Origin of the sequence: Paraburkholderia sp. GAS32 (assembly GCF_050434225.1) — a bacterium.
GTDB classification, from domain to species: Bacteria; Pseudomonadota; Gammaproteobacteria; order Burkholderiales; family Burkholderiaceae; genus Paraburkholderia; species Paraburkholderia madseniana.
Window position 1 is genome coordinate 151,742 of record NZ_JBNPVS010000017.1, and the last position, 14,252, is coordinate 165,993.

9 protein-coding genes, 4 tRNA genes and 1 rRNA gene are annotated in these 14,252 nt (G+C 58.7%); all 14 read right to left on the reverse strand.

From position 1 onward, the window contains the following. Window positions 1–70: 70 nt before the first annotated feature. Window positions 71–4,309 (reverse strand): DNA-directed RNA polymerase subunit beta', encoded by a 4,239-nt coding sequence (rpoC, locus tag P3T25_RS21635; RefSeq protein WP_093647725.1) that lies wholly within the window; start codon window positions 4,307–4,309, stop codon window positions 71–73. 21 nt (window positions 4,310–4,330) lie between these two features. After that, window positions 4,331–8,437 (reverse strand): DNA-directed RNA polymerase subunit beta, encoded by a 4,107-nt coding sequence (gene rpoB, locus P3T25_RS21640; RefSeq protein ID WP_054043374.1) that lies wholly within the window; start codon window positions 8,435–8,437, stop codon window positions 4,331–4,333. Between the two features lie 370 nt (window positions 8,438–8,807). Then, entirely contained in the window at window positions 8,808–9,182 is a 375-nt protein-coding gene (gene rplL / locus P3T25_RS21645; RefSeq protein ID WP_054043372.1) for a 50S ribosomal protein L7/L12, read from the reverse strand. Window positions 9,183–9,245: 63 nt separating this feature from the next. Further along, on the reverse strand, window positions 9,246–9,749 hold the full coding sequence (gene rplJ / locus P3T25_RS21650) for a 50S ribosomal protein L10 (protein WP_054043370.1): 504 nt from the start codon (window positions 9,747–9,749) through the stop codon (window positions 9,246–9,248). A gap of 302 nt (window positions 9,750–10,051) precedes the next feature. Beyond that, window positions 10,052–10,750 (reverse strand): 50S ribosomal protein L1, encoded by a 699-nt coding sequence (gene rplA / locus P3T25_RS21655; RefSeq protein ID WP_011490061.1) that lies wholly within the window; start codon window positions 10,748–10,750, stop codon window positions 10,052–10,054. Further along, entirely contained in the window at window positions 10,751–11,182 is a 432-nt protein-coding gene (gene rplK, locus P3T25_RS21660) for a 50S ribosomal protein L11 (protein WP_025496715.1), read from the reverse strand. Between the two features lie 165 nt (window positions 11,183–11,347). Continuing rightward, window positions 11,348–11,905 (reverse strand): transcription termination/antitermination protein NusG, encoded by a 558-nt coding sequence (nusG, locus tag P3T25_RS21665; RefSeq protein ID WP_007180147.1) that lies wholly within the window; start codon window positions 11,903–11,905, stop codon window positions 11,348–11,350. 1 nt (window position 11,906) lies between these two features. Continuing rightward, complete coding sequence (secE, locus tag P3T25_RS21670; protein ID WP_046567533.1) at window positions 11,907–12,287, reverse strand: preprotein translocase subunit SecE; 381 nt, start codon at window positions 12,285–12,287, stop codon at window positions 11,907–11,909. 36 nt (window positions 12,288–12,323) lie between these two features. Further along, a tRNA-Trp gene (locus P3T25_RS21675) sits at window positions 12,324–12,399 on the reverse strand. Window positions 12,400–12,464: 65 nt separating this feature from the next. Beyond that, window positions 12,465–13,655: an elongation factor Tu gene (tuf, locus tag P3T25_RS21680; protein WP_063497539.1), complete on the reverse strand. Its 1,191-nt coding sequence runs from the start codon at window positions 13,653–13,655 to the stop codon at window positions 12,465–12,467. Between the two features lie 63 nt (window positions 13,656–13,718). Beyond that, a tRNA-Thr gene (locus P3T25_RS21685) sits at window positions 13,719–13,793 on the reverse strand. 16 nt (window positions 13,794–13,809) lie between these two features. After that, window positions 13,810–13,883: transfer RNA gene (locus P3T25_RS21690), tRNA-Gly, on the reverse strand. 41 nt (window positions 13,884–13,924) lie between these two features. Further along, window positions 13,925–14,010: transfer RNA gene (locus P3T25_RS21695), tRNA-Tyr, on the reverse strand. Between the two features lie 156 nt (window positions 14,011–14,166). After that, window positions 14,167–14,252, reverse strand: a 5S ribosomal RNA gene (rrf, locus tag P3T25_RS21700); the annotation flags it as partial.

Genomic DNA, 14,252 nt, shown 5'->3' on the forward strand with positions numbered 1-14,252 from the left:
AAAAAGCCGCTCAGTCGAAACTGAGCGGCTTCGCTGGCTTGTCAGCCCAAGCGGCTTGCGCCGCCCGGACTTACTCGCCTGAGTGCTGCTGTTCGGCAGCCGGGGTTTCCGGCGTACCGAATTCGAACGACTCTTCTGCTGCGATCTGATCGAAACGCTCGCGGTCGGACAGTTCCTTGCTCTTGCGTGCCTTGTGGAACGCGAGACCCGTACCAGCCGGAATCAGACGACCAACGATCACGTTTTCCTTCAGCCCGCGCAAATCGTCGCGCTTGCCCATGATCGCCGCTTCGGTCAGCACGCGGGTCGTTTCCTGGAACGACGCCGCGGAGATGAACGAATCGGTCGACAGCGATGCCTTCGTAATACCGAGCAGCACGTTGTCGTAGGTTGCCGGGATCTTGCCTTCCGCAGCCATCCGGTCGTTCTCGTCGAGCATATCCGAGCGCTCGACTTGTTCGCCCATGATGAAGCGCGTGTCACCGTTGTCGACGATCTGCACGCGGCGCAGCATCTGACGGACGATCACTTCAATGTGCTTGTCATTGATCTTCACGCCCTGCAGACGGTACACGTCCTGCACTTCGTCAACGATGTAGCGCGCCAGCGCTTCGACGCCCTGCAAACGCAGAATGTCGTGCGGATCAGCCGGACCATCGACAATCATTTCGCCCTTGTTGACGACCTGACCATCGTGCACCAGAACCTGCTTTTCCTTCGCGATCAGGAACTCGTGCTGATTGCCTTCGAGGTCCGTGATAACGAGACGCTGCTTGCCCTTCGTGTCCTTACCGAACGACGTCGTGCCCGTGACTTCCGCCAGAATGCCGGCGTCCTTCGGCGAGCGCGCTTCGAACAGTTCGGCCACACGCGGCAGACCACCGGTAATGTCGCGAGTCTTTTGCGATTCAACCGGGATACGTGCCAGCACTTCACCGACCTGCACTTGCTGACCGTCCTTCACGGTGATCAGAGCGCCGACCTGGAAGCCGATCTGCACCGAGTGCTCGGTGTTCGGGATCTTGACTTCTTCGCCGTTCGCGTCGAGCAGCTTGACCTGCGGGCGCACCGTCTTCGACGCTTGCGAACCGCGGCGCTTCACGTCGATCACGACCAGCGTCGAGAGACCCGTCACATCGTCGATCTGCTTGGCAACCGTCACGCCTTCTTCGACGTTTTCGAACTTCACCGTACCACCGTACTCGGTGATGATCGGACGCGTCATCGGATCCCACGTCGCCAGTTGCGTGCCGGCCTTGATCTGCGCGCCGTCCAGTTGCAACAGCGTCGCGCCGTACGGCACCTTGTGACGCTCACGCTCGCGGCCATGGTCGTCGGTGATCATCGCTTCGCCCGAACGCGAGATGACGATCTGCTCGCCCTTCGCGTTGGTGACGTAACGCATGGTCGCCGTGAAACGCACCGTACCGTTCGACTTGGCTTCAACCGACGAGGCCACTGCTGCACGCGATGCCGCACCACCGATGTGGAACGTACGCATCGTGAGCTGCGTGCCCGGTTCACCGATCGACTGAGCAGCGATCACGCCAACTGCTTCACCAACGTTGACCGACGAGCCACGACCCAGGTCGCGGCCATAGCAGGCTGCGCACAGACCGTAACGCGTTTCGCAAGTCAGCGGCGTACGCACGCGCACTTCGTCGATGCCGAGGCGTTCGATTTCTTCGACCGCGTCTTCGTCGAGCAACGTGCCCGTTTCGTACAGCGTTTCCTGCGTTTCCGGATTGACGACGTCAGCCACCGTCACGCGACCCAGGATACGGTCACGCAGCGCTTCGACGACTTCACCGCCTTCGACCAACGCCTTCATGGCGACGCCGTTGGACGTACCGCAATCGTCCTCGACCACCACCAGATCCTGCGTCACGTCGACCAGACGACGCGTCAGGTAACCCGAGTTTGCCGTCTTCAGTGCCGTATCAGCCAGACCCTTACGTGCACCGTGGGTCGAGATGAAGTACTGCAACACGTTCAGGCCTTCACGGAAGTTCGCCGTAATCGGCGTTTCGATGATCGAGCCGTCCGGCTTCGCCATCAGGCCACGCATACCGGCTAGCTGACGAATCTGAACCGCGGAACCACGAGCACCCGAGTCAGCCATCATGTAGATGGAGTTGAACGATTCCTGACGCGTTTCGTTGCCGTCGCGATCGACCACCGGTTCCGTCGACAGCTGTTCCATCATCGCCTTGCCGACCGCTTCCGACGTTGCCGACCAGATGTCGACCACGTTGTTGTAACGTTCTTGCGACGTGACGAGACCCGACATGTACTGACGGTCGTATTCCTTCACCTTCTTCGCGGCGTCGCCGACGATCTGTTCTTTCTGCGGCGGCACGAGCATGTCGTCGACGCAAATCGAAATACCGGCGCGCGTTGCCAGACGGAAACCCGACTGCATCAACTGGTCGGCGAAAATCACCGTTTCACGCAGACCGCACTTGCGGAATGCGGTGTTGATGAGGCGCGAGATTTCCTTCTTCTTCAACGGCTTGTTCAGCACCGAGAACGGCAGGCCCGGCGGAAGGATTTCCGACAGGATTGCACGGCCGACGGTCGTCGCGTACAGCGAGATCTTCGGCACGAACGCCGGCGCGCCTTCCGACTTGTCTTCGTTGTGGACCATTTCCGTGATCCGCACGTTGACGCGCGAGGCCAGCTCGACTTCCTTGTTCTCGTAAGCACGCAGTGCTTCCGACACGCCGGTGAACGTCAGGCCTTCGCCCTTGGCGTTCACTGCTTCACGCGTCGCGTAGTACAGGCCGAGCACGATATCCTGCGACGGCACGATCGACGGATCGCCGTTGGCCGGGAACAGGATGTTGTTCGACGCCAGCATCAGCGTACGCGCTTCCATCTGCGCTTCGAGCGACAGCGGCACGTGCACAGCCATCTGGTCACCGTCGAAGTCGGCGTTGAACGCCGCGCAAACGAGCGGGTGCAGCTGGATAGCCTTACCTTCGATCAGCACCGGCTCGAAAGCCTGAATGCCAAGACGGTGAAGCGTCGGCGCACGGTTCAGCATGACCGGATGCTCGCGGATCACCTCTTCGAGGATGTCCCACACCACCGGAGTCTGGTTCTCGACTTCCTTCTTCGCAGCCTTGATGGTGGTAGCGACACCCATCACTTCGAGCTTGTTGAAGATGAACGGCTTGAACAGTTCGAGCGCCATCAGCTTCGGCAGACCGCACTGATGCAGCTTGAGCGTCGGGCCGACCACGATCACCGAACGGCCCGAGTAGTCGACGCGCTTACCGAGCAAGTTCTGACGGAAACGACCGCCCTTACCCTTGATCATGTCAGCGAGCGACTTCAGCGGACGCTTGTTCGCGCCGGTCATTGCCTTACCGCGACGACCGTTGTCGAGCAGCGAATCGACGGCTTCCTGCAGCATCCGCTTTTCATTGCGGACGATGATTTCAGGCGCCTTCAGTTCGAGCAGACGCTTCAACCGGTTGTTACGGTTGATCACGCGGCGATACAGGTCGTTCAGGTCCGACGTCGCAAAGCGGCCGCCATCCAGCGGCACCAGCGGACGCAGTTCCGGCGGCAGCACCGGCAACACTTCGAGCACCATCCAGTCAGGCTTGATGCCCGAACGCTGGAAGGCCTCGAGCACCTTCAGGCGCTTCGCGTACTTCTTGATCTTCGCTTCCGAACCCGTGTTCTTGAGTTCAGTGCGCAGCATCTCGACCTGTTCGTCGATGTTGATCGCGCGCAGCAGTTCGCGAACGCCTTCCGCGCCCATCTCGGCACGGAATTCGTCACCGTACTCTTCGACCTTGTTGTAGTAATCCTCTTCCGTCATGATCTGCCGCGCTTTCAGCGGCGTCATGCCCGGATCGATCACCACGTATGCTTCGAAGTACAGCACGCGTTCGATGTCGCGCAGCGTCATGTCGAGCACCATGCCCAGACGCGACGGCAGCGACTTCAGGAACCAGATGTGAGCGACCGGCGAGGCCAGCTCAATGTGGCCCATCCGTTCGCGACGCACCTTCGCGAGCGTCACTTCGACGCCGCACTTTTCACAGATCACGCCACGATGCTTCAGGCGCTTGTACTTGCCGCAAAGGCATTCGTAGTCTTTGATCGGCCCGAAAATCTTCGCGCAGAACAGACCATCGCGTTCCGGCTTGAACGTCCGGTAGTTGATGGTTTCCGGCTTCTTGACTTCACCGAACGACCACGAACGGATCTTGTCTGGCGAGGCCAGACCGATCTTGATCGCGTCAAAAACTTCAGGCTGTTGGACTTGCTTGAATAGATCGAGCAGAGCTTTCATTGCTTTCTCTCCGTAGTCCGATTAGTTGCGGTCGAGGTCGATATCGATACCGAGCGAGCGGATTTCCTTCACGAGCACGTTGAAGGATTCCGGCATGCCGGCGTCGATCACGTGATCGCCCTTGACCAGGTTCTCATACACCTTGGTCCGGCCCGCCACGTCGTCCGACTTCACCGTCAGCATTTCTTGCAACACGTACGATGCGCCGTACGCTTCGAGCGCCCACACTTCCATTTCACCGAAACGCTGGCCACCGAACTGCGCCTTACCGCCCAACGGCTGCTGCGTCACGAGCGAGTACGGGCCCGTGGAACGCGCGTGCATCTTGTCGTCGACCAAGTGGTGCAGCTTCAGGTAGTGCATGTAGCCGACAGTCACCGTACGTTCGAACATCTCACCCGTGCGGCCGTCATACAGACGCACCTGGTTTTTCGACGGCGTCATGCCGAGGTTCTTCGCGATGTCGTCCGGGAATGCCAGATCCAGCGCGCGCGACATTTCTTCTTCCGTCGCACCGTCGAACACCGGCGTGGCAAACGGCACGCCTTCGCGCAGGTTCTTCGCCAGTTCGACGATTTCGTCGTCCGTGAAGCTGTCCAGCTCTTCAGCGCGGCCCGACTCGTTGTAGATCTTGGTCAGGAATTCGCGCAGTTCAGCGATCTTCGCCTGACGTTGCAGCATTTCTGCAATACGCCAGCCGAGACCCTTCGCGGCCCAACCCAGATGCACTTCGAGAACCTGACCCACGTTCATCCGCGACGGCACGCCGAGCGGGTTCAAAACGACGTCAGCCGGACGGCCATCGGCCATGTACGGCATGTCTTCGATCGGAACGATCTTCGACACCACGCCCTTGTTACCGTGACGGCCGGCCATCTTGTCGCCAGGCTGCAGACGACGCTTAACAGCCAGATACACCTTGACCATCTTCAGCACGCCCGGCGGCAGTTCGTCGCCTTGCGTGAGCTTCTTGCGCTTTTCTTCGAACGCCAGATCGAACTGGTGACGCTTCTGTTCGATCGAGTCCTTGATAGCCTCGAGCTGTGCCGCTGCTTCTTCGTCCGCGAGGCGGATGTCGAACCAATGGTAATGGTCGAGATCTTCCAGGTAAGCCTGTTCGATCTTCGTGCCCTTCGCGAGCTTCTTCGGACCACCGTTTGCGACCTTGCCGGTCAGCATACGTGCGAGACGCTGGAATGCATCGCCTTCCACGATACGCAGCTGGTCGTTCAGGTCGAGGCGATAACGCTTCAGTTCATCGTCGATGATCTGTTGCGCACGCTTGTCGCGCTGAATGCCTTCACGCGTGAACACTTGCACGTCGATGACCGTGCCGCTCATGCCCGACGGCACGCGCAGCGACGTATCCTTCACGTCCGAAGCCTTTTCACCGAAGATCGCGCGCAGCAGCTTTTCTTCCGGCGTCAGTTGGGTTTCGCCCTTCGGCGTGACCTTACCGACCAGCACGTCGCCTGCTTCGACTTCAGCGCCGATGTAGACGATGCCCGACTCGTCGAGACGGCCGAGTTGCACTTCAGCCAGGTTCGAGATGTCGCGCGTGATTTCTTCCGGTCCGAGCTTCGTATCGCGAGCTACGACGTTCAGTTCTTCGATGTGGATCGACGTATAACGGTCGTCCGCAACCACCTTCTCCGAGATCAAGATCGAATCTTCGAAGTTGTAGCCGTTCCACGGCATGAACGCGACCAGCATGTTCTGGCCGAGAGCCAGTTCGCCGAGGTCGGTCGATGCACCGTCAGCCAGCACGTCGCCACGCGACACGATATCGCCGACCTTCACGATCGGGCGCTGGTTGATGTTCGTGTTCTGGTTCGAACGCGTGTACTTGATCAGGTTGTAGATGTCCACGCCGACGTCGCCAGCAACAGCTTCATCATCGTTCACGCGGATCACCATACGGCCTGCGTCGACGTAATCGACCACACCACCGCGGAATGCCTGAACCGTCGTACCCGAGTCGACTGCCACCGTGCGTTCGATACCCGTACCGACCACGGCCTTTTCAGGACGCAGACACGGCACAGCCTGACGCTGCATGTTCGAACCCATCAATGCGCGGTTCGCGTCATCGTGCTCGAGGAACGGAATCAGCGATGCTGCCACCGAGACGATCTGCGACGGCGCCACGTCCATGTACTGGATGCGGTCCGGCGTCACCATCAGCGTTTCGCCTGCTTCACGCGACGACACCAGTTCGTCGGTCAGCGAGCCATCAGCAGCAACCGCCGCGTTCGCCTGAGCGATCACGTAACGGCCTTCTTCGATCGCCGACAGGTAATCGATCTGATCCGTCACCTTGCTGTCCACAACCTTGCGATACGGCGTTTCGAGGAAGCCGTATTCGTTCAGGTGCGCGTACAGTGCGAGCGAGTTGATCAGGCCGATGTTCGGACCTTCCGGCGTTTCAATCGGGCACACACGGCCGTAGTGGGTCGGGTGCACGTCGCGGACTTCAAAGCCAGCGCGCTCACGCGTCAAACCGCCCGGGCCAAGTGCCGATACACGGCGCTTGTGGGTGATTTCCGACAGCGGGTTGGTCTGGTCCATAAACTGCGACAGCTGCGACGAACCGAAGAACTCGCGAATCGCCGACGAAATCGGCTTCGAGTTGATCAGGTCGTGCGGCATCAGGTTTTCGCTTTCGGCCTGGCCGAGGCGTTCCTTCACAGCGCGTTCGACACGCACGAGACCTGCGCGGAACTGGTTTTCCGCCAGTTCGCCGACGCAACGCACACGACGATTGCCCAAGTGGTCGATGTCGTCCACTTCGCCCTTGCCGTTACGCAGTTCGACCAAGATCTTGATCGTTGCGAGGATGTCGTCGTCTTGCAGCGTCATCGGGCCGACGATTTCGTCGCGACCGACACGGCGGTTGAACTTCATACGACCCACCTTGGACAGGTCGTATGCGTCTTCGCTGTAGAACAGACGGTTGAACAGCGCCTCGACCGCTTCTTCGGTCGGCGGTTCGCCCGGACGCATCATGCGGTAGATCGCAATGCGTGCAGCCATCTTGTCCGCGGTTTCGTCGATACGCAGCGTCGACGAGATGTACGGACCTTGATCCAGATCGTTCGTGTAGAGCGTCTGGATGTCTTTGATCTTCGATTCGCGGAGCTTTTCGAGGACGGTTTCGGTGATTTCGTCGTTCGCGTTAGCGATGACTTCACCCGTGTCGCCGTCGACAACGTTCTTCGCGAGCACGCGGCCGAGCAGATAGTCTTCCGGCACCGAGATGAACTTCGTCTTCGCGTTGTCGAGATCGCGAATGTGCTTGGCGTTGATCCGCTTGTCCTTCTGGACGATCACGTTGCCATCACGGTCCGTAATGTCGAAACGTGCGACTTCACCACGCAGACGCTCCGGCACGAATTCCATCTGCGCGCCTTCCGGCATCAGCGTGAAATTGTCGAACACGAAGAAGTTTGCGAGGATCTGTTCCGGCGTCAGGCCAATAGCCTTCAGCAGGATCGTGACCGGCATCTTGCGACGGCGGTCAACGCGGAAGTACAGCACGTCCTTCGGATCGAATTCGAAGTCGAGCCACGAGCCGCGGTAAGGAATGATACGGGCCGAGAACAGGAGCTTGCCCGAGCTGTGCGTCTTGCCCTTGTCGTGTTCGAAGAACACGCCAGGCGAGCGATGCAACTGCGAAACGATCACGCGTTCCGTGCCGTTGATGACGAACGAACCCGTCGGCGTCATGAGCGGAATTTCGCCCATGTACACTTCCTGTTCCTTCACTTCCTTGACGACCGGCTTGCTCGGCGATTCCTTGTCGAGCAGCACCAGGCGCACCTTCGCGCGCAGTGCTGAGCAGTACGTCAAACCGCGCTGCTGACATTCCTTGATGTTGAATGCCGGCGGCGACAGCATGTAGCTGACGAACTCGAGACGCGCAAAACCGTTGTGCGAAACGATCGGGAAAACGGATGTAAACGCAGCTTGCAGGCCTTCCGGCTTGCGTTGCGTGGACGACGTGTCTGCTTGCAGAAACGTGCTGAATGATTCAAGCTGGGTAGCCAGCAGGAAAGGTACTTGGTGAACGATGGGGCGCTTCGCAAAACTCTTGCGAATGCGCTTCTTCTCGGTGAAGGAATATTGCATACGATCTCCGAATCACGGCGGGCATTGTTGTCGAGGCAGGATACCTTGATGAGACAACCCGAGTGTTCACCGACTGAGACCCGATGGCCGTCCGATGGCTTGAACGAGCCTAGAAGCTTGGTGGTTGGCCGCTACCAACCGCTGGCTGACGGCAGCGGATGCCTATGTTGCCCGCTACCCGACCAAACTTGCCTTCTGCAGTCGCTTCAGAAGACAAAGAGAAGCGCCGGTCAATATTGCCGATAGGCGATTTTCTTTGGCTTCTGGGACCCCTGTTCTTGCCGAAACCGGCTGACAAAAACATGGTTCCCACAAAGCACAAAAAGGCCGGCGGTGGAAAACCGCCAGCCTTCGCACAACGCGCCGAAACTTACTTGATTTCAGCCTTCGCGCCGGCTTCTTCCAACTTCTTCTTGGCTTCTTCAGCAGCAGCCTTCGGTACCGATTCCTTAACAGGCTTCGGTGCACCGTCGACCAGGTCCTTCGCTTCCTTCAGGCCGAGACCCGTCAGTTCACGAACAGCCTTAATGACCGAAACCTTGTTCGCGCCGACTTCCGTCAGGTTGACCGTGAATTCGGTTTGCTCTTCAGCAGCAGCAGCAGCGCCGCCGCCTGCCGGGCCTGCCACTGCAACAGCAGCTGCCGACACGCCAAACTTTTCTTCGAACGCCTTGACCAGCTCGTTCAGTTCCAGAACCGACATCGAGCTTACTGCCTCGAGGATGTCATCTTTTGCGATTGCCATTTGAAATACTCCTAAATTGAATTCGGATACAGCCAGCGATCAATCACGCTCGACTGAAGTGCGTTACGCAGCAGCTTCTTCGCCTTGTTTCTTTTCTGCCAGCGCGGCCAGAGCGCGCGCAAAGCCGGAAACAGGTGCTTGCATAACGTACAACAGCTTGGAGAGCAGTTCTTCGCGGCTCGGGATGTTTGCCAGCGCTTGCACGCCAGCCTTGTCCATCACCTTGCCTTCGTAGGAACCAGCCTTGATGATCAACTTGTCATTGCTCTTGCCGAAGTCGTTGACGACCTTAGCAGCTGCAATGGCATCTTCCGAGATGCCGTAGATCAGGGGACCGGTCATCTGCTCTGCCAAAGAAGCAAACGGGGTACCTTCAACAGCGCGACGCGCCAGCGTGTTTTTCAACACGCGAAGGTAAACCTGTTGCTCACGCGCTTTCGCGCGCAGCTTGGTCAGATCGCCAACCGTGATCCCACGATACTCAGCCAGAACCACGGTCTGGGCTTTCGCGACTTGCGCGGCAACCTCAGCAACGACGGCCTGCTTGCTTTCTTTATTGAGTGGCACGGTTAACCTCCAGATTCGATACACGCAGCGTGCGCCTTGTGTACCGCGTTCAATAACGGCGTCCGACCAGTCAGGAGTATTTCGACCGCCCGATGGCCACATTGCTGCGGACATCAAACGGTTTCATCACTACAAAACCTTTTCGGGTTCGCCATCTGCGTTGGCTTTGCATTAAGGGTTCGCCTACCTGCTGCGTTCCCGCCAACGGTCTTTGACAACCGGTCGCTCGATGCAGACTGCCATCTTGCGACCGCCCAAAGCCCATAAAACCGCCTCGACTCACATCGAGGCGATGAAATTTATTACTGTGCTGCGAGCGATGCCTGGTCGACGCGAACGCCAACGCCCATCGTGCTCGACAGTGCAACCTTACGCAGGTACACGCCCTTGCTCGTTGCCGGCTTCGCCTTTTGCAGCGCGTCGACGAGAGCGTTCAGGTTGCTACGCAGAGCCGTCGGCTCGAACGAAGCACGGCCAATCGTGGCGTGGATGATACCGGCCTTGTCGACACGGAATTGCACCTGACCAGCCTTGGCGTTCTTGACTGCAGTCGCGACGTCCGGCGTAACCGTGCCAACCTTCGGGTTCGGCATCAGGCCGCGCGGGCCGAGGATCTGACCGAGCGTACCGACAACGCGCATCGTGTCCGGTGAAGCGATCACGATGTCGAAGTCCAGCTTGCCAGCCTTGACTTGTTCAGCCAGGTCTTCCATACCGACGACTTCTGCGCCGGCTGCACGAGCTTGCTCAGCCTTTTCGCCTTGTGCGAACACAGCCACGCGAACCGACTTACCGGTACCTGCCGGCAGCACGACCGAGCCGCGAACCACTTGGTCCGACTTCTTCGCGTCGATGCCGAGTTGCACTGCAACGTCGATCGACTCGTCGAACTTCGCGCTTGCGCATTCCTTGACGAGCGACAGAGCTTCGTCGATCGCGTACAGCTTTTGACGATCAACCTTGGCTGCAAATGCTTGCAGACGTTTTGAAAGCTTAGCCATTTACACGCCCTCCACGGTGATGCCCATCGAGCGGGCGCTACCAGCGATCGTACGAACCGCTGCGTCCAGATCAGCTGCCGTCAGGTCGGGCATCTTGGTCTTGGCGATGTCTTCAGCTTGAGCGCGGGTGATCTTGCCGACCTTGTCGGTATGCGGCTTGGCTGAACCCTTGTCGATCTTCGCTGCCTTCTTGATCAGAACCGTAGCCGGCGGCGTCTTCAGAACGAACGTGAAGCTCTTGTCCGCGAACGCGGTGATCACGACCGGAATCGGCAGACCCGGTTCCATAGCTTGAGTCTGCGCGTTGAACGCCTTGCAGAACTCCATGATGTTCAGGCCGCGCTGGCCCAGTGCCGGACCGACCGGCGGCGACGGGTTGGCTTTACCTGCAGGAATCTGCAGCTTGATAAAGCCGATGATTTTCTTTGCCATTTTGAAAACCTCTTAGGAACGCCGCCCTAGTACAAGCGGACATTCAGTGAGTAGTAGCGCGCGTTCGCCGAAAAACAGACTACTTACGCTCCTCAACGGCCATTACGCGGACCGTAAGCGCGAAATACGGAACGCACCGACCGGTGCGCCCCGTAGAATTCTGGATTACAACTTTTCGACCTGGCCGAATTCCAGCTCGACCGGCGTTGCGCGGCCGAAGATTGTAACGGAAACACGGACGCGCGACTTTTCGTAGTTCACTTCTTCGACGCTGCCGTTGAAATCCGTGAACGGACCGTCCTTCACCCGCACCATCTCGCCCACTTCGAACAGGGTCTTCGGACGCGGCTTTTCCACGCCTTCCTGCATTTGCGACATGATCTTCTCGACTTCCCGCGGGGAAATCGGGCTCGGACGATTACGCGCACCGCCTACGAAACCCGTCACCTTGGCCGTGTTCTTCACGAGGTGCCACGTTTCGTCTGTCATTTCCATTTCCACAAGCACATAGCCCGGGAAGAAACGACGCTCGGTCACCGATTTGTGACCGCCTTTCACCTCGACCACTTCTTCAGTCGGAACGAGGATTTGACCAAACTGGTCTTGCATGCCGGCACGTTCGATGCGCTCTTGAAGCGCACGTTGCACGCTCTTCTCCATGCCGGAGTAGGCGTGCACCACGTACCAACGTTTGCCGCTCGGGGATGCCGGAGTATCGCTCATATCATTTCCAACCCAGAATCACCGAGAAAATCGCCCATTCGATGGATTTGTCGCTAATCCAAAGAAAGATCGCCATAACGAACACAAAGCCGAACACTACGAGCGTCGTCTGGGTGGCCTCTTTACGAGTCGGCCAGACAACCTTGCGAACTTCTTTGTACGAGTCTTTGGCGAAAGCGATGAAACCCTTGCCAGGCGCGGAGAGAAGACCGACTGCAACACCCGCGATAGCGCCAACAGCCAAGGCGGCTCCGCGGACGTACCATTCCTGGCCGCTGAGCCAGAAGAACCCCACGAACCCGGCCAAGACCAACAATACGCCCGCGACGAGCATCAGCTTGTCGCCGGATGTATTTACAGTTTCGACGGAAGGATTCGCCATAACACCTTAACGAAGCGCCATATACGGCGCGAGAGTTGGCAGGGGCAGAGGGAATCGAACCCCCAACCTTCGGTTTTGGAGACCGACGCTCTGCCAGTTGAGCTATACCCCTAAACCATTTTGGGGTTGACGACACCGCCAACCCCGAAACTACCGATCAACGAGAACTTTCTGGCGTTACTCGAGGATCTTAGCGACCACACCTGCGCCGACCGTACGGCCACCTTCGCGGATTGCGAAGCGCAGACCTTCTTCCATCGCGATCGGGTTGATCAGCTTCACCGTGATCGACACGTTGTCGCCCGGCATGACCATTTCCTTGTCCTTCGGCAACTCGATCGAGCCCGTCACGTCCGTTGTACGGAAGTAGAACTGCGGACGATAGTTGTTGAAGAACGGCGTGTGGCGGCCGCCTTCGTCCTTGCTCAGCACGTACACTTCAGCCGTGAAGTGCGTGTGCGGGTTGATCGAACCCGGCTTCGCCAGAACCTGGCCACGCTCCACGTCTTCACGCTTCGTGCCGCGCAGCAGGATACCCACATTGTCGCCTGCCTGACCCTGGTCGAGCAGCTTGCGGAACATTTCCACGCCCGTGCAGGTCGTCTTCACCGTCGGCTTGATACCGACGATTTCGATTTCCTCGCCAACCTTCACGACGCCGCGCTCAACGCGCCCCGTCACCACCGTGCCGCGACCCGAGATCGAGAACACGTCTTCCACCGGCATCAGGAACGCACCGTCAACTGCGCGCTCCGGCGTCGGGATGTACGTGTCCAGCGCGTCGGCCAGATTCATGATCGCCACTTCGCCCAGCTCGCCCGTGTCGCCTTCCAGCGCCAGCTTGGCCGAACCCTTGATGATCGGCGTGTCGTCGCCCGGGAAGTCGTACTTCGACAGAAGTTCGCGAACTTCCATCTCGACGAGTTCCAGCAGCTCAGCGTCGTCCACCATGTCGCACTTGTTCAGGAACACGATGATGTACGGAACGCCAACCTGACGCGCCAGCAGGATGTGCTCACGCGTTTGCGGCATCGGGCCGTCTGCAGCCGAGCACACCAGGATCGCGCCGTCCATCTGCGCTGCGCCCGTGATCATGTTCTTCACATAGTCAGCGTGGCCCGGGCAGTCGACGTGGGCGTAGTGGCGGTTAGCCGTTTCGTACTCGACGTGTGCCGTGTTGATCGTGATACCACGTGCCTTTTCTTCCGGCGCCGCGTCGATCTGGTCGTATGCCTTCGCTTCGCCGCCAAACTTCTTGGTCAGCACCGTCGTGATCGCTGCCGTCAGCGTGGTCTTGCCGTGGTCAACGTGACCGATCGTGCCGACGTTCACGTGCGGCTTGGTCCGCTCAAACTTACCCTTGGCCATTTTCGACTCCTAAGAGGATTTATCCGTACGTTGCGCCGCGCGCAAACAATCACCGAGTACTTCTGGTGCCCATGGGCAGGATCGAACTGCCGACCTCTCCCTTACCAAGGGAGTGCTCTACCACTGAGCCACATGGGCGCTACTTCTTTGTTACTGGAGCGGGTGAAGGGAATCGAACCCTCGTCGTAAGCTTGGAAGGCTTCTGCTCTACCATTGAGCTACACCCGCAAGGATCCATGGATTCCCAACTACTGCTACAGCTTGCATTCTGGTGGAGGAGGTTGGATTCGAACCAACGTAGGCGTAAGCCAACAGATTTACAGTCTGCCCCCTTTAGCCACTCGGGCACCCCTCCGCAGAGAACTGATGATTATGAGGGAACAACCGCTTGCTGTCAAGGCTTGCTTGACCGTTCCAAACTCATAGCTCTCACTTATATAGTGAGTCCAGCTCCGACCGTAAACGCAGAAACCCCACCTTTGTGGGGTGGGGTTTCTGATGCTGCAGGGGAGCCTGACGATTACCTACTTTCACACGGGAATCCGCACTATCATCGGCGTGGAGTCGTTTCACGGTCCTGTTCGGGATGGGAAGGGG

Excerpts from the sequence above, each read along its gene's own strand:
- rpoC (WP_093647725.1), bottom strand. The coding sequence starts at position 4,309 with ATGAAAGCTCTGCTCGATCTATTCAAGCAAGTCCAACAGCCTGAAGTT.
- rpoB (WP_054043374.1), bottom strand. The coding sequence starts at position 8,437 with ATGCAATATTCCTTCACCGAGAAGAAGCGCATTCGCAAGAGTTTTGCG.
- rplL (WP_054043372.1), bottom strand. The coding sequence starts at position 9,182 with ATGGCAATCGCAAAAGATGACATCCTCGAGGCAGTAAGCTCGATGTCG.
- rplA (WP_011490061.1), bottom strand. The coding sequence starts at position 10,750 with ATGGCTAAGCTTTCAAAACGTCTGCAAGCATTTGCAGCCAAGGTTGAT.
- rplK (WP_025496715.1), bottom strand. The coding sequence starts at position 11,182 with ATGGCAAAGAAAATCATCGGCTTTATCAAGCTGCAGATTCCTGCAGGT.
- nusG (WP_007180147.1), bottom strand. The coding sequence starts at position 11,905 with ATGAGCGATACTCCGGCATCCCCGAGCGGCAAACGTTGGTACGTGGTG.
- secE (WP_046567533.1), bottom strand. The coding sequence starts at position 12,287 with ATGGCGAATCCTTCCGTCGAAACTGTAAATACATCCGGCGACAAGCTG.
- tuf (WP_063497539.1), bottom strand. The coding sequence starts at position 13,655 with ATGGCCAAGGGTAAGTTTGAGCGGACCAAGCCGCACGTGAACGTCGGC.